This is a genomic window from Bradyrhizobium sp. IC3123, assembly GCF_020193625.1.
Lineage (GTDB): Bacteria > Pseudomonadota > Alphaproteobacteria > Rhizobiales > Xanthobacteraceae > Bradyrhizobium > Bradyrhizobium yuanmingense.
The window spans coordinates 226,981-250,919 of sequence record NZ_JADYVF010000003.1; the positions used below are offsets into that span (position 1 = coordinate 226,981).

General features: G+C 64.2%; 19 protein-coding genes and 1 tRNA gene. 2 read left to right on the forward strand and 18 right to left on the reverse strand.

Annotation, left to right across the window (positions count from 1 at the left end; genetic code table 11):
* Positions 1–21: 21 nt before the first annotated feature.
* Positions 22–1,059 (reverse strand): putative FMN-dependent luciferase-like monooxygenase, encoded by a 1,038-nt coding sequence (locus I6F20_RS11135; protein WP_225126199.1) that lies wholly within the window; start codon positions 1,057–1,059, stop codon positions 22–24.
* A gap of 145 nt (positions 1,060–1,204) precedes the next feature.
* Positions 1,205–1,987: a MetQ/NlpA family ABC transporter substrate-binding protein gene (locus tag I6F20_RS11140; protein WP_036027487.1), complete on the reverse strand. Its 783-nt coding sequence runs from the start codon at positions 1,985–1,987 to the stop codon at positions 1,205–1,207.
* Between the two features lie 333 nt (positions 1,988–2,320).
* Here I6F20_RS11140 and I6F20_RS11145 point away from each other — a divergent pair, with 333 nt between their 5' ends.
* Positions 2,321–4,108: a peptide ABC transporter substrate-binding protein gene (locus I6F20_RS11145; RefSeq protein WP_057026455.1), complete on the forward strand. Its 1,788-nt coding sequence runs from the start codon at positions 2,321–2,323 to the stop codon at positions 4,106–4,108.
* A 285-nt stretch (positions 4,109–4,393) separates the two neighbouring features.
* Here I6F20_RS11145 and I6F20_RS38155 read toward each other — a convergent pair whose 3' ends face one another.
* The 11 genes from I6F20_RS38155 to I6F20_RS11200 form a co-directional block, all read right to left on the reverse strand.
* Positions 4,394–4,672 (reverse strand): DUF2934 domain-containing protein, encoded by a 279-nt coding sequence (locus tag I6F20_RS38155; protein WP_225126200.1) that lies wholly within the window; start codon positions 4,670–4,672, stop codon positions 4,394–4,396.
* Positions 4,673–4,801: 129 nt separating this feature from the next.
* Positions 4,802–4,987, reverse strand: coding sequence for a hypothetical protein (locus I6F20_RS11155; RefSeq protein WP_074447556.1), 186 nt, complete (start codon positions 4,985–4,987; stop codon positions 4,802–4,804).
* On the reverse strand, positions 4,984–5,145 hold the full coding sequence (locus I6F20_RS11160; RefSeq protein WP_074447557.1) for a DUF2934 domain-containing protein: 162 nt from the start codon (positions 5,143–5,145) through the stop codon (positions 4,984–4,986). The genes I6F20_RS11155 and I6F20_RS11160 overlap by 4 nt, the downstream gene beginning before the upstream one ends.
* Before the next feature lie 292 nt (positions 5,146–5,437).
* Positions 5,438–7,462, reverse strand: a complete 2,025-nt coding sequence (locus I6F20_RS11165) for a S8 family serine peptidase (RefSeq protein ID WP_225126202.1) — start codon at positions 7,460–7,462, stop codon at positions 5,438–5,440.
* 47 nt (positions 7,463–7,509) lie between these two features.
* Complete coding sequence (locus tag I6F20_RS11170) at positions 7,510–7,740, reverse strand: hypothetical protein (RefSeq protein WP_036006916.1); 231 nt, start codon at positions 7,738–7,740, stop codon at positions 7,510–7,512.
* A gap of 61 nt (positions 7,741–7,801) precedes the next feature.
* Complete coding sequence (locus I6F20_RS11175) at positions 7,802–8,950, reverse strand: hypothetical protein (RefSeq protein ID WP_225126204.1); 1,149 nt, start codon at positions 8,948–8,950, stop codon at positions 7,802–7,804.
* 97 nt (positions 8,951–9,047) lie between these two features.
* Positions 9,048–9,872 (reverse strand): AfsR/SARP family transcriptional regulator, encoded by an 825-nt coding sequence (locus I6F20_RS11180; RefSeq protein ID WP_109144836.1) that lies wholly within the window; start codon positions 9,870–9,872, stop codon positions 9,048–9,050.
* A gap of 449 nt (positions 9,873–10,321) precedes the next feature.
* Positions 10,322–11,497 (reverse strand): Gfo/Idh/MocA family protein, encoded by a 1,176-nt coding sequence (locus I6F20_RS11185; protein WP_225126205.1) that lies wholly within the window; start codon positions 11,495–11,497, stop codon positions 10,322–10,324.
* A 15-nt stretch (positions 11,498–11,512) separates the two neighbouring features.
* Positions 11,513–12,568, reverse strand: coding sequence for a sugar phosphate isomerase/epimerase family protein (locus I6F20_RS11190; RefSeq protein ID WP_225126206.1), 1,056 nt, complete (start codon positions 12,566–12,568; stop codon positions 11,513–11,515).
* Positions 12,569–12,710: 142 nt separating this feature from the next.
* Positions 12,711–14,831, reverse strand: a complete 2,121-nt coding sequence (gene mdoH, locus I6F20_RS11195; protein WP_225126207.1) for a glucans biosynthesis glucosyltransferase MdoH — start codon at positions 14,829–14,831, stop codon at positions 12,711–12,713.
* Positions 14,819–16,324 (reverse strand): glucan biosynthesis protein G, encoded by a 1,506-nt coding sequence (locus I6F20_RS11200; protein ID WP_225126208.1) that lies wholly within the window; start codon positions 16,322–16,324, stop codon positions 14,819–14,821. Before I6F20_RS11200 ends, mdoH begins: the two co-directional genes overlap by 13 nt.
* Before the next feature lie 214 nt (positions 16,325–16,538).
* On the opposite strand from I6F20_RS11200, the gene I6F20_RS11205 reads away from it, so the two are divergent.
* Positions 16,539–17,363 carry an SDR family NAD(P)-dependent oxidoreductase gene (locus I6F20_RS11205; RefSeq protein ID WP_225126209.1) on the forward strand — a complete coding sequence of 275 codons (825 nt, stop codon included), beginning with the start codon at positions 16,539–16,541 and terminating at the stop codon, positions 17,361–17,363.
* Positions 17,364–17,609: 246 nt separating this feature from the next.
* Here the strand turns inward: I6F20_RS11205 and I6F20_RS11210 are convergent, their stop codons facing one another.
* The 5 genes from I6F20_RS11210 to mnmA form a co-directional block, all read right to left on the reverse strand.
* The gene (locus tag I6F20_RS11210) at positions 17,610–19,229 is read right to left on the reverse strand and encodes a tetratricopeptide repeat protein (protein WP_225126210.1); all 1,620 of its coding nucleotides are present in this window, start codon (positions 19,227–19,229) and stop codon (positions 17,610–17,612) included.
* A gap of 1,919 nt (positions 19,230–21,148) precedes the next feature.
* A tRNA-Met gene (locus I6F20_RS11215) sits at positions 21,149–21,225 on the reverse strand.
* 246 nt (positions 21,226–21,471) lie between these two features.
* Positions 21,472–21,825 (reverse strand): hypothetical protein, encoded by a 354-nt coding sequence (locus tag I6F20_RS11220; protein ID WP_225126211.1) that lies wholly within the window; start codon positions 21,823–21,825, stop codon positions 21,472–21,474.
* A gap of 46 nt (positions 21,826–21,871) precedes the next feature.
* Positions 21,872–22,510, reverse strand: a complete 639-nt coding sequence (locus I6F20_RS11225; protein WP_109142574.1) for a class I SAM-dependent methyltransferase — start codon at positions 22,508–22,510, stop codon at positions 21,872–21,874.
* A gap of 241 nt (positions 22,511–22,751) precedes the next feature.
* Complete coding sequence (gene mnmA, locus I6F20_RS11230; protein WP_225126212.1) at positions 22,752–23,933, reverse strand: tRNA 2-thiouridine(34) synthase MnmA; 1,182 nt, start codon at positions 23,931–23,933, stop codon at positions 22,752–22,754.
* Positions 23,934–23,939: the final 6 nt, after the last annotated feature.

Sequence of the window (23,939 nt, forward strand, 5' to 3'; positions counted from 1 at the left end):
CGCGTTTTTCGTTCATTCCGGCTAACCTGCGAGGGCAATGTCTTTGGCGGCCGTCCGGGTCCAGCCCAGCACTGGGGCGACCTGGTCGGCGACGAGCTCGATCGAGCGCAGGACGTCAGGATGCGGCGCATCGACCGAATGCACCTGGAAGACGAGATCGGTCACCCGTTCCAGCGTGGCGTCGGTGCGGAGCGAGGCAATGACGTGGTCGGCATCGCCGACATGGGTGTCGAACGCGGTGATCATCTCCTCCAGCGTCTCGCCCGGAGGGGGATGTCCGCCCTTCATGAATTGCGGCAGCGCGCGGCGCAGTCCGATATCGGCAAGCCGCAGCGCCTCGCGATGGTCGTCGGCAACGAAGATGCTGCGCGAGGCCATGATGCGCGGCTCGCAGCCCGGCGGCAGCGCGGCGAGATAGGCATCGATGATCGGGTTCTGGATCTCGGCGAGCGTCGCGTTCGGCGCGTCCTTGGCCCGTGGCTGCGTGCGCGAGAGCAGGAGGCCGTCGCCGGCCTTGCCGGCGCGGGCGCCGCCAGCAACGGAGAATGTCGCCTGCCAGATGCGCTTATCCAGTTGCGGCCGCTGCGGATAGAGCGTGTCGCCGCCATCGAGCGGCTTGCCGGTCAGGGCGTTGCGGACGATATCCAGATTGCGGCTGAAAATCTCATTGCGCTGGGCGCTGTCGAGGCCGAAGGCGGCGAAGGCGGACGGGTTGCCGCCGGTGCCGACGCCGAGCTCGAAGCGGCCGTTGCAAAGGAGATCGAGCACCGCGGCGTCCTCCGCCACCCGCACTGCGTTCTCCAGCGGCAGCGTGACGATGCCGGTGCCGAGGCGGATGCGCGAGGTCTGCGCGGCCGCATAACCCAGGAACGTGAAGGGCGACGGCAGGCCGCCCTCGCGCTCATGGAAATGATGCTGAGCGATCCACGCGGAATCGAGCCCGGCCTTCTCGGCGCGCACGATCTGCTCGGCGGCGAAGCGATAGCGGTCCGCCGCCGGCGCCTCGTCGAGCAGCCGCGTGAAGAAGCCCAGACGTTTCAGGTTGGCAAAGCGTTTCATACAATCCCTGTCGGGCGAGGATGGGCCCCGATGATGTCGGTTGCCGCAGTTCCCGACAAGCGGGCATTCAAGGCACATACGCAAGCCCCATACGCAGGGCTGCCCGCCGGATCGCCTTCATGTGGACTCTGGGCGGGCAGATTGCCTACCAGCTCGGCAGCACCGCGCCCTTGAACTTGGTCAGGACGAACTCCTTGACCTCAGGCGTGTGGTAGCTGTCCACGAGGATCTTGACCCAAGGCTTGTCCTTGTCGGCGCTGCGCACCGCGATCAGGTTGACATAGGGCCCCTTCGGGTCCTCGCGCAGGATCGGATCCTTGACCGGATCGAGGCCCGCCTGGGTTGCATAGTTGGTGTTGATCGCGGCGGCATCGACGTCGTCGAGCGCGCGCGGGGCCTGCGCCGCGTCGACCTCGATGAACTTCAGCTTCTTGGGATTGTCGGTGATGTCGAGCACGGTCGGCTTGAAGCCGGTGCCGTCCTTCAGCTTGATCACGCCCTTGTCGCGCAGCAGCAGCAGCACGCGGCCGCCATTGGTCGGGTCGTTCGGGATCGAGACCTTGCCGCCCGCGGGGATGTCGCCGAAGGCCTTGTGCTTCTTCGAGTAGACGCCGATCGGGAAGTTCACGGTCAGACCGACGGATTCGATCTTGTAGCCGCGGTCGGCCTTCTGGTTGTCCAGGTAAGGCTGGTTCTGAAACGAATTGGCCTGGATCTCGCCGGCATCGAGCGCGGCGTTCGGCACCACGTAATCGGAGAATTCTAGCAGCTGGATGTCGAGGCCCTGCTTGGCGGCGATCGGCTTCACCGCTTCGAGGATCTGCGCATGTGGCCCGGGCGTCACGCCGATCTTGATGGTCTCGGCCGCGGCTGCGGCGGACCATGCGGCCAGCACGGCAGAGAGAATCAGGGGAAGGCGAAACGGCATCTTGGTCTCCTTGGGTCTTGCGGCAACGGACCCGTATTCCCTTTTCTGCGGTGCGAAATCAATGAAATGGAAATCCAAATTGTCCGCGGCTCGGGGCCAGCCTTTCTCCATTCGGCCGCAAACGGAAAACGAATGCAGAGTGCGACAAAGTGCGCGCGCGTAACCCGGATGAAGCGCCGCGCAAGCAGGGCTGCTGCCGCTCGTGGCAAGAATCCCGGATTACACTTTCGTTCCATCCGCAGCCGGGCCGGCGTCCTTCTCTTTGACTCCACCACGCCCGACGTGCTGAGTTAGCGCGCACTGAGCCGGTGGCGACGAAGTGGGGATCATCCAATGAACGAGAACGAAATCCGCAATCTGGTCGCAGAGGTGAAGCAAGGCACGCTGTCGCGGCGCTCATTCATCAGGACAATGGCCGCGGTCGGAATCGCGGCGCCGATCGCGAGCCAGATCTTGGTCTGGCACGACGTCGCGATGGCTGACGCCACGCTGCCGTACAAGCCGGCCAAGGCCGGCGGCGGCGGCACGCTCAAGATGCTGCTCTGGCAGGCGCCCACCCTGCTCAATCCGCATTTCGCGCTCGGCACCAAGGACCAGATCGCCTCGCGCATCTTCTTCGAGCCGCTCGCCGGCTGGGACAAGGAGGGCAACCTCATTCCCTGCCTCGCCGCCGAGGCGCCGACCAAGGCGAACGGCGGCCTTGCGGCCGACGGCATGAGCGTGATCTGGAAGCTGAAGCGGGGCGTGACCTGGCATGACGGCAAGCCCTTCACCGCCGACGACGTCGTCTTCACCTGGCAATACGCCGCAGATCTCGCCACCGCGGCCTACACCACGGGCTCCTACAAGGACATCAAGGTCGAGAAGATCGACGACCACGCTGTCAAGGTGATCTTCCGGGCGCCGACGCCGTTCTGGGCGGATCCGTTCGTCGGCTCGGTCGGGATGATCCTGCCGAAGCATCATTTCGGCGAGTATGTCGGGGCCAAGTCGCGCGAAGCGCCGGGCAATCTGAAGCCGGTCGGCACCGGCCCGTACAAATTCGTCGAGTTCAAGCCCGGCGACATGATCCGCGCCGAGCGCAATCCCGACTATCACATCAAGAACCAGCCGCATTTCGACATGGTCGAGATCAAGGGCGGCGGCGACGCGGTGTCCGCGGCGCGCGCCGTGCTGCAGACCGGCGAGTACGACTTCGCCTGGAACATGCAGGTGGAGGAGGAGGTCCTCAAGCGCATGGAGGCCGGCGGCAAGGGCAAGCTCGAGATCACGCCTTCCGGCAATGTCGAGTTCATCATCCTCAACACGACGGACCCCTGGACCGAGGTCGACGGCGAGCGCTCGAGCGTCAAGACCAAGCATCCGACGCTGTCCGATCCCGCCGTTCGCCGCGCGATCAACTTCCTGATCGACCGCGATTCGATCCAGAAGTTCATCTACGGCCGCGGCGCCATCGCCACCGCGAGCTTCGTCAACGCGCCCAAGCAGTTCAAGTCGCCCAAGCTGAAATACGAGTTCGACATCGACAAGGCCAACAAGATCCTCGACGAGGCCGGCTGGACCAAGGGCGCGGACGGCATCCGGGAGAAGGACGGCAAGAAGCTCAAATACGTATTCCAGACCTCGACCAACGCGCCGCGGCAGAAGACGCAGGCCATCATCAAGCAGGCGTGCCAGAAGGCCGGCATCGACATCGAGATCAAGGCGGTCACCGCCTCCGTGTTCTTCTCATCCGACGTCGGCAATCCCGACACCTACTCGAAATTCTATGCCGACATGGAGATGTACAACACCACGCAGCCGCAGCCCGATCCGGAGCGCCTCTTGAACCAGTGCGTGTCCTGGGAGATCGCCACCAAAGACAACAAATGGCTCGGCCGCAACAATTCGCGCTATTCCGACCCCGAAGCCGACAAAGCCTACAAGGCCGCGCAGAACGAGCTCGATCCGGTCAAGCGCGCCGCGCTGCTGATGAAGGTCGACGAGATCTTCTGCGAGGCAAACGTGTTCCTGCCGCTGCTGTCGCGCCACGTCGTCAACGCCGGCGCCAACAATTTGATGATCGACATCTCCGGCTGGGACACCATCACGTGGAACCTGGCGGCGTGGTACCGGACCTGAGGGGCTCGTGAGCGCGCTGATGGTTGCAGCGCAGCGCGGCCGTCAGAACGTGACAGCGAATCCTCTCCACTGTGTGCTCCAGATCACAGCGGAATCGCGCACCATCGCCTACAAGGATCGGGCATGGCCGCAAACAAGGTAACGGCGGTACGCACGAGGCTGGGAAGACGATCAACAGCTACGGACTTTACGACGCCGCCAGGGTGAAGAACCCGGCGGCTTTTTTCTTGCTCGCGCGACCGGAACCTGCGGTCCGCGCGCAGAGGACGGAGATACCGCCCGGCGCTATGAAGCGCCCGAGCTCTTTCGCTCCTCGCGTTCATCTTCGATCTGACGTTCGGCTTCCAGCCAGAACTCCAACTCGCGATTGCTCGGCCGTCCCGCCTGCTCCCAGAGCTCATAGGCGCGTGTGCGCACCTTGCCACGGCGCATTATGCGAAGCAGCTTTCGTTTCAGTTCCTCCGCGAAGCTCCTGAAGCGTTGTCCGGTAATTTCATCCCTGACGAGCGAGGCCGCTCGCGTTGCGAGTTCGATCTGGTGCTCTAGCTTCTTCTGCTCGTCCACCACCGAAACTGCCGCGGAAAGAATTGTTGTCGGAGCCGTGCGGACACTAAATTCCTTTCCGGGATGGTCCGTTCCCTGAGGTGCAGCGTTTCGGAAGTGACCAGCCGAGCAGGCATCGGTTGGGCGCCGCTAGTGCCACGTCGTGTCGGCTTCGACGATCACCACCCTGATTTCAGGGTCCTCAGTCGTGTTGCAGGAGCAGGGCATGCCCTCGCCACAGCGGCAGCCGCCGAGCTTCTCGCTCCAGACCCGGAGCGGATGGTTTTCGCAGACCCATCCAAGACCCTGGCAGAATGGGCAGGTCTTGTCGGTCACAGCGTATCCGGCGTCCGCAGCGTGCTCGACCTGTCCTCGTTGCGCAGCTCCTGCTCCGCCGCGTGCCAAAATTCCTCCTCGCGCCCTTCGGGCTTGCCCGCCTGCTCCCACAATTGGTGCGCGCGTTCTCTGATCTCTTGCTCGGTCGGCTCGGACAATTGCACCTCCTGCTTGGAAGCACGGCCCCACCCAGGGGGGTATGGGGGGCTTGGAGGCGGGGCCGTGCAGGCCAGCGATCGGCGGCGATGCTGACCCGCGGAGTCAAGTTTCGATCGGGCGCGAGAGTTCCAAGCTGCGCCTGTGCGGCACGACGCCGCGAAGGAAAATCCAGGACGCGGCAAACAATCCACCATGTTCCCAAGGCGAGCGGCCGCAGCAATTGCCTCAAGGCAGTCGGCACTCGGGGCACAGCTGCTGCTGTGCCCCTTTCTGAGATGCCAAGGACGCGCGTTAGAGCAATCCCACCCTGTGCATGATTTCCCGGATCTGCGCCGGATTCGGATCCACCATCATGGGCGCGACTGCCGCGCCTGCGGTCTGTGCGGGACCGTGAGCGACGGAGCTCGATCCGTTCTTGATCGGATCGACGGACTGCAGATTCATTGCGGCCGCCGTTTGTGCCGGACCGCGCGCCACGTGGATCGCACTGCCGTGCACGGGATCGGCGGACGGCGGCGGCGACCCCACGGGAACCATGCTCGGCGCTTCGACCGACTGCAATCCAAGCAGACGCCGCAACGTTGCCAGCGCAGGGTCGGTTGCGGTAGCGGCGGCGATCACCGGGGCGACGCCGGTTTCCAGGCCGAGTGCCCGCATCACGTTCGGCAATCCCGCGCCGGTCCGATTTGGGTCGCCAAACTGCAGCGGCGTCGCGGTTTCCTTCAGAATTTGGAACAGCCGCTCGACACGGCGTGCGTCGCGATTCTGAAAGTTGCCTTTGGTGAAGTCCGGATGATGCGCCAGCACCAGCGCGGCCAGGCCCGTGACATGGGGAGTCGCCATCGAGGTGCCGTCCCATGCTCCGAAGCCATCGGCGGGAAGCGACGAGACGATCGCCACACCAGGCGCGCAGACGTCGACCTCCGGACCGAAGCAGGAGAACTTTGCCGGAAAATATCCGTCGCGGCTCTGGAAGCCGTCGAGGGCCTGCTGCGAGTGATAGCTGTCGTTGGGGAATTCGCCCCACTTGCCGATCGCGGCAACCGCCAGGCAATGCGGCGTCGACGCGGGAAACTGCACCGGCCCCGAGGAATTGCCCGCGGCGATGATGCAGGCCATACCCATTTGCTTGGCCCGGATGATGCGTTCCTCGATAATGCGCGAAGGCTCGCCGCCGCCCAGGCTCATATTGGCAACATCGATGCCATGCTCCATGCAGTAATCGAGCGCGGAGACGAGATCGCTGAACCGGCCGCCGGGGAAGATGCGGCAGACGTGGATTTCCGCCGCGGGAGCGAAGCCGCGGATGCCGCCACCGGCGCCGACGGGTCCGCCAGCGATGATTCCAGCGCAATGCGATCCGTGGCCGATCGTATCGACGGTCCAGGCCGCCTTGTCGGTCCCGACGATACTGGTGCCTGCCGTGATGCCGTGCAGATTGCGATGGGTCGGCGCCAGGCCGGAATCGATGACTGCGATCTTCATGCCGGCGCCATCGAAGGACGGAGGCAGACGATCAAGGCCCATCGCGCGCTCACCCCATCCTATCAATTGCTGGCCGGGGAAATTCCGCAACACCGCGCCGAGCGCCCTGGCAACGATCCGGTTGACGCTGTTAGGAACGAGCTGCGGACGATCGAGCCAGAAGGTCCAGTAGTCGATCTTCGGTTTGACCAGGATCGAGCGGATGGTCTCGGGTCTTTCGCCTTGCAGGGTCACTGTGGCGCGGCCGGTGGCGTCGGTGATGCCTTGGGCCGGCCACATGCTGCCGAACACATAAACCTCGGCTTCAGGCAGCGGACCATCCTGGCCCAGCACTTCGATCGTGGTCGTGAAGCCGTCGGCCAGCGGTGTCAGCACCCCCGGATTGGGCAGCTGCGGCGTGGTCGGATCGAGCATGTAGCTCAGCCGCTCGTCGCGCTCCACCGCGCAACGCTGTCCCGCCTGGGTCTGCAGCAACTTGGCCTTGTCAGGAGTCATCTTGGCGAGGACCAGCGGGCTGAGCGGCACTTGTCCGAGCTCTGCGCTCTGAAATCCGAACAGGCGCGGCGGAGAGACCGTTTTCACCACTTCGATGTCGGGACTGTTGCTGAGCTGCTGAGTCAGGAAATCGACGCTGAAGGTCGCAAGCCCGGGCTGCTGCTGCGGCGCGATCATGAATTGCGCCGGGCGCGCTGCGATCGTTGCGGGCTCCTGCCCCCGTGACGATGATGGAGCGGTGCCCTGGTCCGGAACGGACCCGTTGCCGTTCATCGCGGCTTCGGTCGCGTCGTGCTCGCCCTGCGTGGAAGTTCCTGATTTGCCTTTCGTGGCCATCTGCGGCCTCCTTGATGTTTTGCGTGTCCAATGTTTGCCCACCGACGTCAGTCGGCATCGAATGGCTTCAGCGCTGAATCCGGTTCGACCACCAGCGTGGCAAACGTCGATTTCAGGCGATCGGCCTGTGTCGTCGTCATCGACAGGATGACGACATCGGGTGCGACTTGCGCGACTCGCTTCACGCCGGGTTCACGCTGCAAGTGTTCGTTGAGCTCACCGGATTGGACCGGGCCTCCCTGCACGATGAATTGCTGCGACGCGGTTGAATCGGCCATCTGGTTTCCATTCACGTCTAAGCGCAGAGGGCGGGCTTGCGCCCGCCCCCACGCGTTGGGTCTAGTGCATCGTGCCAGCGGGCTGGCCGGCGTTGAAGACTCCGAGCTGACGGCCGATATCGAGGCCGGTCTGGGCGCCCTGGCCGATCTTCTTCAGCACGCTCCAGAAGCCCTGCAGCTCGATGTCGGAGACCTGCGCCGCCGCGGGCTGCAGGCCGGGCTGGGCGCTGAACACGCCGAGCTGCTTGCCCACATCCAAGCCGGTCTGCACGCCCTGGCCGATCTTCTTCAGCACGCTCCAGAAGCTCTGCAGCTCCATGTCGGAGACTTGCGCCGCCGCGGGTTGCAGGCCGGGCTGGGCGCTGAACACGCCGAGCTGCTTGCCCACATCCAAGCCGGTCTGCACGCCCTGCCCGATCTTCTTCAGCACGCTCCAGAAGCCCTGCAGCTCCATGTCGGAGACCTCCGCCGCCGCGGGCTGCAGGCCGGGCTGGGCGCTGAACACGCCGAGCTGCTTGCCGACGTCCAAGCCGGTCTGCACGCCCTGGCCGATCTTCTTCAGCACGCTCCAGAAGCTCTGCAGCTCCATGTCGGAGACTTGCGCCGCGGCAGGCTGACCGCCGGGGCCGGCACTGAACACGCCGAGCTGGCGACCGATATCGAGGCCGGTCTGGGCACCCTGGCCGATCTTCTTCAGCACGCTCCAGAAGCTCTGCAGCTCGATGTCGGAAACCTGCGCCGCGGCGGGCTCCAAGCCGGGCTGGGCGCTGAACACGCCAAGCTGCTTGCCGACATTCACGCCGGTCTGCACGCCCTGACCGATCTTCTTCAGCACGCTCCAGAAGCTCTGCAGCTCCATGTCGGAAACCTGCGCCGCCGCGGGCTCCAGGCCAGGCTGGGCGCTGAACACGCCGAGCTGCTTGCCGACATTCACGCCGGTCTGCACGCCCTGGCCGATCTTCTTCAGCACGCTCCAGAAGCCCTGCAACTCCATGTCGGAGACCTGCACGGTACCTTGCATGTCCGGACCGGCCGAGAACGGCAGGAAGCCACCACCGATGTTGCCGATCGCGCCGCCGATCTGCTTCCCCTTCTTGCCGCCGAGCAGGTTGCCGATAACGCGTCCGGCCGCGCCGCCGAGGATCGAGCCGAAGATCCCCTGCGGGTCCAATTGGCCGTAGTCCTCAGTCTGTTGCTGAAATCCAGTCATGTTCAAAATCTCCTGATGAAGTGCTTGAGCCGTGAGCGACACGCGCTCCCCACAGGGAGGCGGGATCACTGCGCACGATTGTGCGAGCGGCTGAAGGCTACGACAGGGATCGTGATGCAGGCGTCACGTCGAGCGTGAAAGTTGCGTCAGAATTCTTATCGCGAGGCAATTTGAGTGAAGTAGATCTCACAGCGGCTCGGAACGTGTGCCGGATTTCGAGCTGCAGCCGTTCCGTCTCTCGCTCCGGCGCTGCGCGAACCTCGCGCCACAGTACGGAGCGGCAGAGATCGTACTGACGGAGCGCATCGGTCCGGCGGCCTTGCTGCGCGTAACAGCGCATCAAGATGCGATGGATCTCTTCCTGCAACGGGTCGATTGCGAGGATCCGTAGCGCGAGTGCGATCGCGATATCCATGTGTTCGCGCCCGCCGGAGTCGAGCAGGCCCGCAAGCGCCCGCATCGCCTGGGTCCGCAGTCGCTGGCGCTCGGCAGACAGCCAGGCCTCGAATTGGCATGAAGTCGAGCCGATGCCCTCGAGAAGGTCGCCGCGATAAAGCACCGCCGCGCGGGCCAGACGTTCGGGATCCCCTCCCGTCAAAAGCCGCTCGAATTCCCCGACATCGGTGTTGATGCTGTTCGGACAGATGCGTATATCATCGCGATCGGCCAGGATCACATCCGAATATCGCGGCAGCTCACGCCGCAACGTGAGCAGGGCTTGTCGAAGACTGGCGCGCGCGCGATCGCCGAAATGACCGTCCCACAACAGCGTCGCGAGCTTGCCGCGCGAAATGGCGCGAGGGGAACTGAGCGCCACGTAGCCCAGGAGAGTTGCAGCCTTGCGACTGGGGATCAACACCGACTCGCCGGTCGCACACACGACCTCGACACCGCCGAAGAGATTGATCTGGAGCAGCGACATTGTCCTTTTCCTTCGGTCATTGTCTTCTGTCCCTCATTCTATCCGGGGGCGAACACTCTTCTTATGATCATGATCACTAGGACACGGACAGCGCCGATTGGCCGCACATCGTCGATCAGACCGGATGCTCTTACGGGCACCATACAATCTAGGTTAGACAAAGCAATGGAACTCGCCTTGGCTCCGCGTCAGCAATTTGTGAGAGCGGAAATTTCAGATGTGTGAGGTAGCCCATAGTCAGCATGCAAATTGCAGGCGCCACAATTGCTCGCATTTGATGCATTTTTCGTGCGGACGCCGGGCGCCGCAAGCTGTCGCATGACGTGACGCACCGAATGCCGTGCGAGTTGTCTCACTCGGCGGTACTCGACAAAGCGAAGTCATGGGTCATGATTGCATCCATATAGAGCAGATCCGTCGACAACGGGTTCCGCGGCTTCGCGACCGCCTTACGTCATTCGAACCCAGACGCCATTACCCGCGGACGACTTCACCGCAGCCTCGATCAACTTCACGCCGGCGAGGCCATCCTCGACCGTCGGGAAGACGACATCGGGATGCGGCTTTTCACCGGCCGCTGCCGCGCGGATGGCGCGCGCCGCCTCGGCATAGATCGTTGCGAAGCCTTCAAGGTAGCCCTCAGGGTGGCCTGATGGGATGCGGCTAACGCGGGCGGCCTCGCCCATTGCGCCGGCTCCGCCGCGGGTCAGGAGCTGCCTGGGCTTGCCGTAGGGTGTGAACCAGAGATGGTTCGGATTCTCCTGCGCCCATTCGAGGCCGCCTTTGCTGCCGTAGACGCGCAGCGTGAGCCCGTTCTCGTTGCCGACGGCAACCTGACTCGCCCACAGCATGCCCTTGGCGCCGCCCTTCCACTTCAGGAGGATCTGGACATCATCGTCGAGCCGCCGTCCCTCGACGAAGGTCGACAATTGCGCGAGCAATTCGTCGAGCTCGAGCCCGCTGACGAAGCAGGCAAGATTGTAAGCATGGGTGCCGATGTCGCCGATGCACCCGCCGGCGCCGGACCGGGACGGGTCGGTGCGCCACGCCGCCTGCTTCTGGCCGGTGGTTTCCAATGGCTCGGTCAGCCAATCCTGCAGATACTCGACCTTGACGAGACGGATCTCGCCGAGATCGCCATTCGCGACCATGGCGCGCGCTTGCCGGATCATGGGATAGCCGGTGTAATTGTGCGTGACGACGAAGATCCTGCCGGTCTTCCTGACCAGCGCCACCAGTTCCTCGGCCTCTGCAACGGTCGTCGTCAGCGGCTTGTCGCAGATGACGTGGATGCCGGTTTCGAGGAAGGCTTTCGCGACCGGGCGGTGCATGTGGTTGGGCGTCACGATCGCGACCGCCTCGATGGCATCCGCCCTCGCCGCTTCAGCCCGCGCCATCTCCTCGAACGAGCCATAGGCCCGGTCGTCGGCGATACCGAGCTCCTTTGCGGACGTCTTGGCGCGAACCGGATCCGACGCGAGCGCGCCGGCGACCAGCTCGAACTGGTCGTCGATGCGCGCGGCAATGCGGTGGACGGCACCGATGAAGGCGCCTTGGCCCCCGCCGACCATGCCGAGGCGGATACGGCGATGGCCGCCGGTTTCATTGCTTGCTTCGATCGCCATGTTGCACCCTCTCTTTTAGGAGATGCCGAGCATCTTGCGGTTGGCAGCCGCGTCAGCGCCGCCGCCTGCGAAATCGTCGAAGGCTTTCTCCGTCACCCTTATGATATGGTTTTGGATGAACTCGGCGCCTTCGGCCGCGCCTTGCTCGGGATGTTTCAGGGCACACTCCCACTCGAGCACCGCCCAGCTGTCGTAATCGTATTGCGTGAGCTTGGAGAAAATGGCGCCGAAATCGACCTGACCGTCGCCGAGTGAGCGGAAGCGGCCGGCACGGTCGACCCAGCTCTGGAAACCGCCATAGACGCCCTGGCGACCGGTCGGATTGAATTCGGCGTCCTTGACGTGAAACGCCTTAATGCGCTGGTGGTAGATGTCGATGTAGTCGAGATAGTCGAGCTGTTGCAGCACGAAGTGCGAGGGATCGTAGAGCAGGTTCGCGCGCGGATGATTGTTCACCCGCTCGAGAAACATTTCGTAGGAGACACCGTCGTGGAGGTCCTCGCCAGGATGGATCTCATAGGCGAGATCGACACCGTGCTCGTCGGCATAGTCGAGGATCGGCCGCCAGCGCTTGGCGAGTTCGTCGAAGGCGGTCTCGATCAGGCCGGCGGGGCGCTGCGGCCAGGGATAGACATAGGGCCAGGCAAGCGCGCCGGAAAACGTTGCCTGGGCCGTCAGCCCGAGCCGCCGAGACGCCAGGATGGCGCGCTTGACCTGATCGACGGCCCATTCCGTGCGGGCCTTGGAATTGCCACGCACGTCCGGCGCGGCGAAGCCGTCGAACGCCGCATCATAGGCCGGGTGAACGGCGACGAGCTGGCCTTGCAGATGGGTCGAAAGCTCGGTGATGGAAAGCCCGTGCCGAGCCGCAACACCCTTCACCTCGTCGGCATAGGTCTGAGACTCCGAGGCTTTGTTCAGGTCGAAGAGCCGCCCATCCCAACTCGGAATCTGAATTCCCTTGTAGCCAAGCGAGGCGGCCCATCCGCATATGGCATCGAGCGAATTGAACGGCGCCGCATCGCCAGCGAACTGAGCGAGGAATATCGCAGGCCCCTTGATCATCTTCATCGCGTGCTTCCTTCCTTGGACGTTTTTGGGCGCTTTTCCGCGCACTTGGTTCGAGGATGCCGGCCATCAAGGGAGAGAGCAATACCGGACTATGCAACGAGAAAAGCTTCAAACGGCCGCAGGACAGATCCAGGCCGCAGCTTCATCGCTTCTGCAACACTGTGGAGAGCGCCGAACCATCGTTCAAGATCGAGAAGATTTCTCGCGAGGATAGATGCTCTGCGGCCTCCTCGAAAGTTTCGCTTGCATCGACCTTGGCACGGCCGACCGCCAGGTTGGCGTCGACCGTATCGGGCCTGGTGGCGCGAGGAGGCAGCAGCTGCGCGAGGTGGAAGGCCAGGAGCGCGGGGTCTTGGCGCAGCTCCACCAAGGCGGGGCTGCCCCCTACGTCTGCCGACGCGCTGAGTTCGTTCGCTCGCCGCAGCACGGAAGGCGGCTCTCGTTCTTCGGGAGTAACAAACAATCTTCCGGAGGCGGGCATGGCGGTCAGCGCGCCTATGGGAACGGCGAACAGCAGCCCAACGATGACCGGCGACATCCAAAGCAGAAGGGGCACCGAAACCGCGTACGCGCTTGCGGCCATCGCAACGCCGCACAGGGTTGGAATGCCGTACTTCCGATAGAGCTCGCGGCGCTCCACCGTGCCGTCGTCGCGCCTCTGGGTCTGCCAGCCGGCATCGCGGCCGGCCAGAATCTCGACGACGGCGATCGACTGAAAGATCATCATCACCGGCGCCATCAGCGCGGACACGACGATCTCTGCGAGAACTCCGGCCGAAGCACGCAACGCGCCGCCGAACTGGCGTCTCACCGAGCCCCGCATCCAAACGAGGACCAGGCTGAGCAGCTTCGGCAACAGCAGCAACCCCATGGTGGCGACGAACACCCAGATGGCGAGCACGGGATCCTGGGCCGGCCAGGTCGGAAACAACGAGAACCCCTTCGGAAAATACTCCGGCCGCACGAACCGAGCCTGCAGCGAGATCAGCATTCCCAGCAGCAGGAACAGCAGCCACAGCGGCGCCGTCAGATACGCTCCTATGCCCACCATGAAATGGACACGCGATACCCAGTGGAGGCCCCGCGCTGGCACGACAGCCAGATGCTGAAGATTGCCCTGACACCAGCGTCGGTCGCGCGCCGCAAAATCGAGCAGCGAAGGCGGCACCTCTTCGTAGCTCCCGCCGAGCGTCGGCAGCATGTAGATGCCCCACCCGGCCCGCCGCATCAAGGCAGCCTCGACGAAATCGTGGCTCAGGATGTGCCCGCCGAATGGCTTGCGCCCGCGCAACTGCGGCAGCGCGGCCGATTCCGCGAACGCCTTCACCCGGATGATCGCGTTGTGGCCCCAGTAATTACCTTCCGAGCCGTGCCACCAGGCGACGCCGGCGGCGATCATCGGTCCGTAGAGGCGGCCCGCGAATTGCTGGACCCGGCTGAACAGGCTTCGCGCGTTGACGACCATGGGGAGCGTCTGGACGAGGCCGGCGCTCGGATTGCTCTCCATGGCATGGACCAGTCGGACGATGGTCTGCCCGCTCATGAGACTGTCGGCGTCGAGCACGATCATGAAGTCGTAGGCGCCGCCGAACCGCGTGATCCACTCGGAGATGTTGCCGGCTTTCCGAGCCGTGTTGTCGGCTCGATGGCGATAGTACAGCCTGGGCGTTCCGACGGCTTGTCGCAGCACGAGGAGCGCTTTTTCCTCGGCGACCCAGATGTCGGGATCGGTGCTGTCGCTCAGAACGTACCAGTCGAACAGCCTTCCTTGGGAGGTCGTCTCCAGGGATTCGATGATCGCGCGAAGCCGCGCCGTCAATCGGTGCGGATCTTCATTGTAGGTGGGAAGCAGCATGGCGGTGCGGCTTGCGATCACAGGCAACTCCGCCTCTGGCGCGAGGGCGCCCGGACGATGGGCCAGCAGCACGACGAAGCCGGCCAGCGCGGAGGCGAACGAGAAGGCGACCCAGGCGAGCAGGACCAGGAACAGCGCCAGCACCATGGCTTCAAGGATGGTGACGCCGCCGACCTGCAGCACGCGATACATCTCATATCCGCCGGCCCCCGTGAGCGCCGCCGTCGAGAGCAGGATGAGGCCGCGCCGCCAGGCCATTGCGGGGGCAACCGGCGCAGGAATACGGTCGGGTACCAGGCTTTTTCCGAGGTCGCCAGGAGCCATCGGAAGGGGGGCCTCCGTCGGCAGCAGGCGCTGGGTCGCGATATCGCCGGCAATCGGCCGCGGTGCAGTGCTCAGGGTGCCCATCGGTAGACCCAGATTTCCGACAAGGGCTTGTCGCCTTCTGCCAGAAATGCCCGCAGCTCGATCGGTTCGCCTTTGACCCGGCACTGGAAGCTGAGCCGCCAGCCACCGGTGTAGGGATTGGGCTGCGTGACGATGTTCTTCACCTCGGACTTCTCCGCCGTCACCACGCCTTTGACGGCGGCAGGATCGACGCCCTTGAGGTTGTCGCCATGCAGATCAAGCACGAACAGGCGCGCATCTCCGCCCCTCGCCCCTATCCCGCTTCGCGTAAATCTGGCCAGCGAATGCGGCTTCGGGCTATCTGGCCCCCAATGCAGCCGATAGGTGTAGTTGTGTTCGCCCTTGGCCTGGAGCGGGCTTTTCGGGCGCCAGAATGCGGCAATGTTGTCGTGGATCTCCTCCTTGGTCGGGATCTCGAACAGCACGACGCCGCCCTCGCCCCAATCGCCGATCGGCTCCATCCAGAGGCTTGGGCGTTTTTCGAAACTGGATTCGATGTCCTGGTAGGCGAAGAAGTTTCTCTCCCGCTGCATCAGCCCGAAGCCACGCGGATTGAGATCCTGGAAGGTGCTGATCTGGAGATTGCGGGGATTGCTGAGCGGCCGCCAGAGGCTTTCGCCCTTCCCGTTGAAGATCGCAAGGCCATCGGAATCGTGGACGGAGGGGCGGAAATCGTCGATGTCGTTGCGGTCGTTCGGACCATAAAAGAACATGCTGGTCATGGGCGCGAGACCGGCGCGCGGCATCTCGACGCGCGGGTAGACCGACATCTCGACGTCGAAGACCGTCGTCTCCCCGGGGCGCACGGTGAATCGGTAGCTCGCGGTGCAGCTCCTGCTGTCGAGCAGAGCATGAATCACCAACGAGGTCGCACCCGGTGCCGGCCGCTCGAGCCAGAAGGCCTTGAACAGCGGAAATTCCTCGCCCTTGGCTTCGCCCGTATCGATCGAAAGTCCCCGGGCGGAGAGCCCGTACGTCTGCCCCTTGGCCACGGCGCGGAAATAGCTCGCGCCCAGGAAGACGCAGACCTCGTCGTAATAGTCGGGACGGTTCATCGGCGCATGGATGCGGAAGCCCGCGAACCCGAGATCGCTGTCCTCGAACGGCGGGACCTTCTCACCGAAGGAGAAGTCCGCCTTGCGGTACTTGAGCTCGGATGCCTTTCCGTCCGCGACCTCGAAGATGTTCACTCTGTTCTTGTAGAAGAAGCCGCGGTGGAAAAACTGCGCTTCGAACGGAAGATTCTTGCCGCGCCAGAGCGCCCGCTCGGGCAAAAATCGGATCGAACGATACTGATCGTAGTCCAGGTCCTTCAATCCGCCCGGGAGCTTCTCGTCCGGCGCCTCGTACGGCTTGCCCGCCAGCCTCCGCGCCAGGTCCCTCACGGTGGACGGCCCGAAAATGTCATCCGAAGGGGCGGCCAGACTGCATCGGGAAGCAAGCAGCAACGCCGGCAGCACTGCCGACCCTTGAACAAGCTGGCGTCGGTTCACGTGCTCTCCCCGATCGTTACTGCTGCCCCGGCCAAGCAAACGACCATCACGCCCACGAGTTCCAGCCCGTCCGGCGCCCAACTCGAGGAGCGGCCAAATAGAGGTAAGCTAAATGCCCAAACCGGATGAAATTCGCCGTCCGGCAGTGTGCCTGGTGCAAGCGCTGGCGATCGGCTTCAATGTCGCAGCTGACTGACATAGCAGGAAGAGGATCATGGCATCGCCTGACGGGACGAGGATTTTGGCTGGGCAGGTGGCCCTGGTGACCGGCGCAGGGCGAGGGCTCGGCCGCGCCTTTGCGGAAAAGCTCGCCGCGCTCGGTGCCAGCGTCGCGATACACGGCATGCGCGAGAACGGACCGGCCGAATATGGCGAGGGCACCACGCTCACTGCCGTTGCCGCGGAGATCAGCCGAGAATTCGGCGTGAGCACCGTGCGCGTCCTTGGCGATCTCACCAGGACCAACGATATCTCGCGGGTGATTGCCGAAACCGAGGCCGCTCTCGGTCCGATCGACATCCTCGTGCACAATGCGGGCGGCGATATCGCGGCTGCGGGTGGCAAGCCCGATCCGAACGATGCCGTGAACATCAAGGAAGCCGACATACGGGCCGTGCTGGAGCGGAACCTGCTCTCGACCATCCTGACCTGCCAGGCGGTCGCGAAGGGCATGATGGAGCGGCGGCGCGGCCGCATCGTCACGCTCGGCTCGGTCGCCGCCTTCAAGGGCCGCACCAACGGCTCGATCTATGCGGTGGCGAAGGCCGGCGTGACGCATTACACGCGTTGTCTTGCCGACCAGCTCCGTGCCTACGACATCGCCGTCAACTGCATCGCGCCAGGTGACACCCGCACCGGCCGATTTCTTGGCACCCGAGCGGTCGACCCCAACCGGATGGTCGAGACCGGGACGCTCGACCGCATCGCCACCGTCGACGAGGTCGCGCGCGTGGTCGAGTTTTTTGCAGGACCCATGGGTGCCTTCGTCTCGGGCCAGGTGTTGCGGATCGACGGCGGTGGACAGGCGTGGCCGGCGTGAGCCGCCGAAAATGTCACCCATGTCGCAAGTCCGATTGCCGGGCACGATGCGTGACCCGCGGACAGGGCGCTTGCGCCGATGGACCAAGGGGCAACATGCCTCCGACAGGCGCCACTCATTGGAGGCGACCTAGCAGCGCCGTTCGTCCGCGCAAGGATGAGCCGGGATGGGCGGGGTGTACGATATTCCGAATTTCGAGCTCCATACCGTGAATTTTGGCCGGCGCGACAGCCAAAGCCTTGCGTCTCATTTCCCGGCAACGAAGTAAAAATCCTGCCGGCCCGAGACCGATCCGTAGCTGAACGGCTTTTGTGCACGATTGGTCGCCTCCATGACGTCGTCACGCACGACGTCGAACAGCCGGCGCACCTCGAGACCGGGCTTGCGCATGTTGTTGACGAACGCCGTGGCGAACGGGCTGTTCCTGCCCTCTCCGTCGAGCGCCATCTCTCCGTCCTTTGCGGCATACACCACCAGCGTGCCCGCCTCGGGCTCGATCGCCGCAAGGCCGCGCGACACCGAACGCGACGCCAGCGTCATGGTGCGCTTCATCCGGTTGGCGAAGGGATTGTCGCGGCAGGCATCGAGGACGATGAGGCGCAGCCGCTTGGCGCGTTCCGCCGCGTTCAACACCTGATCCAGCGCCACGGCTTCGAAGCTGACGTCGCGGTCGGATACGATCTTCGCGTCGATCGGAATCAGGTAGTTGACGCCGCCGACCTCCATGCCGTGACCGGCGTAATACACCATCGCCCAGTCGGCGATTTCCGCCCGCCTTGCAAAGTCGCGCAGCGCCGCGGTCAACGCATCCTTGCGCAGATCGGTCAGCAGCGTGACGGAATCGAATCCGGTGAGCTTGAGCGTTTCGGCGACGAGCGTCGCATCGCGCGCCGGATTGGCGAGCGCTGCGACATTCTCATAAGCGGAGTTTCCGACCACGAGCGCGATGCGCCTGTCATTTCGACTTGACGGTCCCGGCAGCGCGATGACCGACGTGGTGGTGGCGGGAACGGTCTTGATGGACGTATCGTCCAGCGCGGCGAGGCGTTCGCGCGCCTTGTCCATCGCCCATTTCGCGCTGTCGTACTTCTGCGGCGCAGCCAGAGCTGCGTTGAAGTCGGCGCGGGCCTTTGCGACCTCGCCCAGCTTCTCGAACACCATTCCGCGGTTTACCAGCGCGCTCTGATGTTGCGGATCATTGCGCAGCGACTCATTGAAATCGGCGAGGGCTTGATCGTACCTGCCCTGAAGGAGATAGATGTCGCCGCGGTTGTTGTAGGCCAGCGTCGTCCTCGGCAAAAGCCGGATCGCCTCGCTGAAATCGGCCACGGCACGCTCGGACTGGCCGGTGTCCCGATAGGACAGGCCGCGATTGTTGAACGCATAACCGTAGGTCGGGTCAATGCGAATGACCTCGGAGTATTCGGCGATCGCCCGGGTGTGGTCGCCCTTGCCGGCATAGAGCCGCCCTCGATTGAAGTAGGCGAACTTGAACCTCGGATTAATGCGGATCGCTGCGTTGTAATCCGAAAGCGCGCGCTCGGAATCACCTGCTGCGGCATAGGCCATGCCGCGGTCGTTCAAGGCGTTCAGATTGTTTGCATCGAGCCGGATCGACACGGTCAGGTCGGCGATGGCCCGATCCAACTCGTTCCGGCGAAGCAGGGCGGCGCCGCGATGCTGCCAGGCAAGCGCGTATTTCGGATCGATGCGGATGGCCTCGCTGAAATCGGAGATGGCGCGATCGTAGTCGCCCTTGTCGCCGTATTCGGCACCGCGATTGTCGAACGCCACGGCGTCGCGCCCGCCGCTCTTTGCGATCAGCCGCGAGCACGCGGCGATGCGGTCTTCATGGCCGCGCTGCACGCAGATTGTCCGGTCGTCTGCGGCCGCAAGATCAGCAGCTGCCAGAGACGTGAAGAAAAAGAAACTGAAAACCAGTACAATCCGATTCCGCATGGTCGCCACCCTGCTCCGAGCCGGCAATATAGACAGAGAAAGGCCGCCACGCCTGTGATGGTGATCACAGAACAGGTCGCTTGCTTCCCGAGCAAACCTTCGAGGGCCGGCGCGACGGCCAGGTCAAATCGGTATTCGAGCATAAACCGGCGTGAGCGGTCGAGGGTCTCGTCCTTGTCTCCAGCACGGACGGGGCGCCCGCGCCGAGAGAGTAAAGGGCAGCGTCGTGGGGCCCGACAGCGCTTCGCATCACAGACACGCCTTCGCAGCCTCGCGGCTGATTTCGCCCGAGCTTTGCCGGATGTTTCGCCCATCTGAAAGCCAAGAGGGCGCAGGGAAGGCCAGGTGCCGACATCGCACCCGCGGTCTGCTGCGCAAAATGCACACGCAAAAGACCGCACAGCAGCATACAGGTGGTGCCGATCACTCGGCCTTCCCTGCGCGATGGTCGGACGGCTTATGCCGCGCTCTCCCGGGAGCCGAGTTCCTTCTGGCCTCCCTCGCGCCTCGCGGAATTCACCGGCACCCGCGCCGGTTGACGCGACTGCCGCCTCCGCAAGAGCTTGACCGTAGCAACGACGGCCAGGACCACACGGTTTTGCCGTACGCACGGCCCGCCATTTCGCCCGCAGTATTCCCTGACACCGTCGACAGCGCCGGAAACTTACAGACGAGACGAAACCTAGCAGCGCCGTTCGTCCGCGCGCGGCCGCGAGCTCACCGGGGACTACCCTCCCTGCCCGCACCTTTCGCGCCCGACGCTGCCGCGTCCACCGCAAGCCCGGCTCGCGATCAAGACGACGACGCGATCGCCCCTCAGGATGAGCCGGGATGCGTGGGGGTATACGATATTTCCGAAATTCGGTAAAGGTGAATATTTTTGTGGGGAGGGGTTGACGAGATGCGGGTGTTTTGCCCGACGGCTCGCATCGGACAGCTGCGGGCCCAGACCGCAAAGTAAGGGGCGATTCGAAACAGCCATTTGCAAGGCGAGCAACTCGTCGGCGGACCGAAGAGGTTCATTGGAAGTCGCAACGTTCAACTCATACGAGCAGCGTCGGCGGCACTGAACGAGGCTAGGGACGGCAAATCTAAAAGTCGCCATTCTACAAAAAAGAGATCAATAAGTAACACTATGACGTGATCCCTGGCTCACCTGAGAATGGATCGTCTGGCCCAAGATACGTCCAAGCGATACTTTTGCCCTTCTCTTTCACGGTCGCAAGCAAGAGACCCAACCGATCCGGGGCGAGAGCGGCCGATACTTCTCCAAGCAGCTCGTAGTCTGGCCCAAGAATCTGCCCTTTCGATCCATCGCTCGAACCCACGATGCGAAGTGCCGAATCGACGTCTAAGTTCGGCTGCCTTATCTTTGCCGAGCCGCTTGAGCAATCGCGCAACTCGCTTCGGCGAGGAATAGTGATTAGGTACCTCCTTCGCGAGGGCCTCGATGGCTACAGTTCGTTTTGCGGGATCGGCGCTGAGAACGGTCAGACGATTTGCCTTGATCTTCTGATCCACCGGATCGCACCAAGCTTTAAGTTGAGACATGGATGTCCGGGGCTCGTTGGTAAGGCGAAATGATTCAAGATAGTGTATTCTAGCAAGATCAACTAAAAATAGCGGCAACTATTCTAGGTGTTTCGCGGCTGGCTCGAAGCGCAATGCAGCCAGCTACGAAAACGTGAGATGCCCCGCACACCGGAACGGCCGTGCGTGCGCTCGGTCCATTTCCAAGGTAAGCGCAATAGCCACCTTTGCTTGTACGGAACTTGTAACAAGCCTTTCTGAGGATGAGGATGCAGAGAACACGGATCGCATCAAAATGGTAGCGGGGGAGGGACTCGAACCCCCGACCCCAGGATTATGATTCCCGTGCTCTAACCAGCTGAGCTACCCCGCCACAGGGATCGCGGCGGCGACTTGAGGCCGATCTCGCGAACGCGCGGCATATAAGGAAGGGGGCGGGGGTAAGTCAATCCGCCTTCGCTAAAGCTTCGGCGCGACAAGCCCGCTTCGGCCCGATTTCTCACCAGAATTTGCGATTTTTTACGGGGCCGGACTCGTGGATGGTGTCCCCTCACCCGGAATCCGCGCGTCGCGCGGATTCCGGCCTCTCCCAGCGGGGAGAGGCGAAGGGAAGCGTCCCTTATTTCGGCCTTACATTGGGGTCGCCGCCGGGGCTGCCGGGGGGCGGGATCACCGGGGTGTTGCTGTCGGTGCTGGGGGCCGGGGCGTGCATCTCGGGATCGACGCCCGCGGGCGGGCAGAGCACGCCGTCCGTCTTGGCCAGCTTGTCGCCGAGCGGTTCCCGGGACTGGCCGGTGGTGGTGCCGTCCGGCGTCGTGGCCAGCCGGTCGGATGGGGCACATCCGGCGGCGCGTTGCGGGGATGGCGGCGCGGTCGCTTGCGGCGGCGTCGCCGGGGCGGGCGGGGCCTGCGCGATCGCTGTGCCTGAGGCGGCGATCAGGAGGCCCGCGAGAATTAGGTTTGTCGTGCGCATGGGAAACAAACGCGCGCGCGAGGCCCCCTGTTCCCGCAGGTGGCAATCACGATTTGCGGTAGCGGATCAGCGAGAAATGGCCCATCGGCGGCATGGGCCTGCGCTCGGTGAGCGCGACGCCGCCGTGCCTTGCGGCCCAGCCCTCGAGCCGCGCCCATGGGAATTCCGGGCGCCAGCCGAGACGGCGGGCGATGGGCGCGAAGGCGAGCTCGAACAGCTTGCGAGGGCCGCTCTCCGCACCGATGTGGTTGACCAGGATCAGCTCGCCGCCTGACTTAAGCACGCGCATGAACTCGTCGAGCGTGCCTTCGGGATCGGGCACGGCCGTGATGACATATTGCGCCACTACCGCGTCGAAGAAATCATCGGGGAAGGCGAGGTTCTTCGCATCCATCACCGAGAGCACTTCGACGTTGGAGAGGCGGAGCGAGCGCACGCGCGCCTGCGCCTTGCGCAGCATCGGCTCGGAGATGTCGACGCCGCAGACCTTCGTGGTGCGCGCGTATTCGGAGAGCGAAAGACCGGTGCCGACGCCGACGTCGAGGACACGGCCGCCGATGCGGTCGGCCTCCGCGATGGTCGACTGCCGGCCGGCGTCGAACACCTTGCCGAACACGAGATCATAGACCGGCGCCCAGCGGCCATAGGCCTTCTCGACCCCGGCCCGCGAGATGTCTGCTGCCATGCCCCCCTGCCTTGCGCGAAGATTCTCTAAGGTGTGTTTGTTGGTGAGAACGGATCCCGCCCCGCGGGAGGTCTAGTGCCTCTCCCGCGTGCGGGAGAGGTCGCGCCGAAGGCGCGGGTGAGGGTTCTCTCCGCATCGGGAGTATCCCATCGCGGAAGCACCCTCTCCCCTACCCTCTCCCGCAAGCGGGAGAGGGGGCGCACCGTGGCTGCGGTGACAGTTGGGCTCAATCTCATCGCGCTCAGCCGCGCACGGCTTCCGCGAGCGGGCGCGATGTGCCCGTGCCGACCTTGGCCGCGGCGCTCTGGATGAAGCCGCCGCCGAGCACGCGGGCCTGGCCGCTCGCTGCGTCGTAGAACACGCAGGCCTGTCCCGGCGAGACGCCCTCCTCGCCGGCGACGAGCTCGACCTCGTAACGGCCGTTGCTGCCGCGCAGCCATGCCGGTTGGGGGCTGCGGGTCGAGCGCACGCGCACGAACATTTCGAGGCCGCTTCCGATGGCGCGGTCGATGTCGCCGTCGCCGATCCAGTTGACGTCGCGAAGTGCGATGCGGTGCATCTTCAGCGCATCGCGCGGGCCGACCACGACGCGGCGGGTCGCCGCGTCCAGCCGCACCACGAACAGCGGCGCATGGGCTGCGATGCCGAGGCCGCGGCGCTGGCCGACGGTGAAATTGGCGATGCCGTTGTGCCGGCCGAGCACGCGGCCCTCGAGATCGACGATGTCGCCGGGGTCCATCGCATTGGGGCGCAGGCGCGTGATGATGTCGGTGTAGCGGCCGGTCGGCACGAAGCAGATGTCCTGGCTGTCGTGCTTGTCGGCGACCGCAAGGCCAAAGCGGCGCGCGAGCTCGCGCGTCTCGGGCTTGGTCATGTCGCCGAGCGGAAAGCGCAGGAAGTCGAGCTGTTCCTGCGTGGTCGCGAACAGGAAATAGCTCTGGTCGCGGTCGGCGTCGGCGGCGCAGACCAGCGCGCGCGAGCCGTCGCCCCGGCGGCGCGAGGCGACGTAATGGCCGGTGGCGAGCGCCTGGGCGCCGAGCTCGCGCGCGGTCTTCAGGAGGTCGCGGAATTTGACGCTGCGGTTGCACTCGATGCAGGGCACCGGCGTTTCGCCGAGCGCGTAAGAGTCGGCGAAATTGTCGATGACGGACTCGCGGAAGCGGTCCTCGTAATCGAGCACGTAATGGGGAATGCCGAGCTTGGCCGCGACGTCGCGGGCGTCGTGGATATCCTGGCCGGCGCAGCAGGCGCCCTTGCGGTGGGTGGCCGCGCCATGGTCGTAGAGCTGCAGCGTGATGCCGACGACGTCGTAGCCCTCAGCCTTCAGCAGCGCAGCCGTCGTCGAGGAATCGACGCCGCCCGACATGGCAACGACGACCCTGGTGTCCTCGGGACGGCCTTCGAGATCCAGACTGTTGAGCATGGGCCC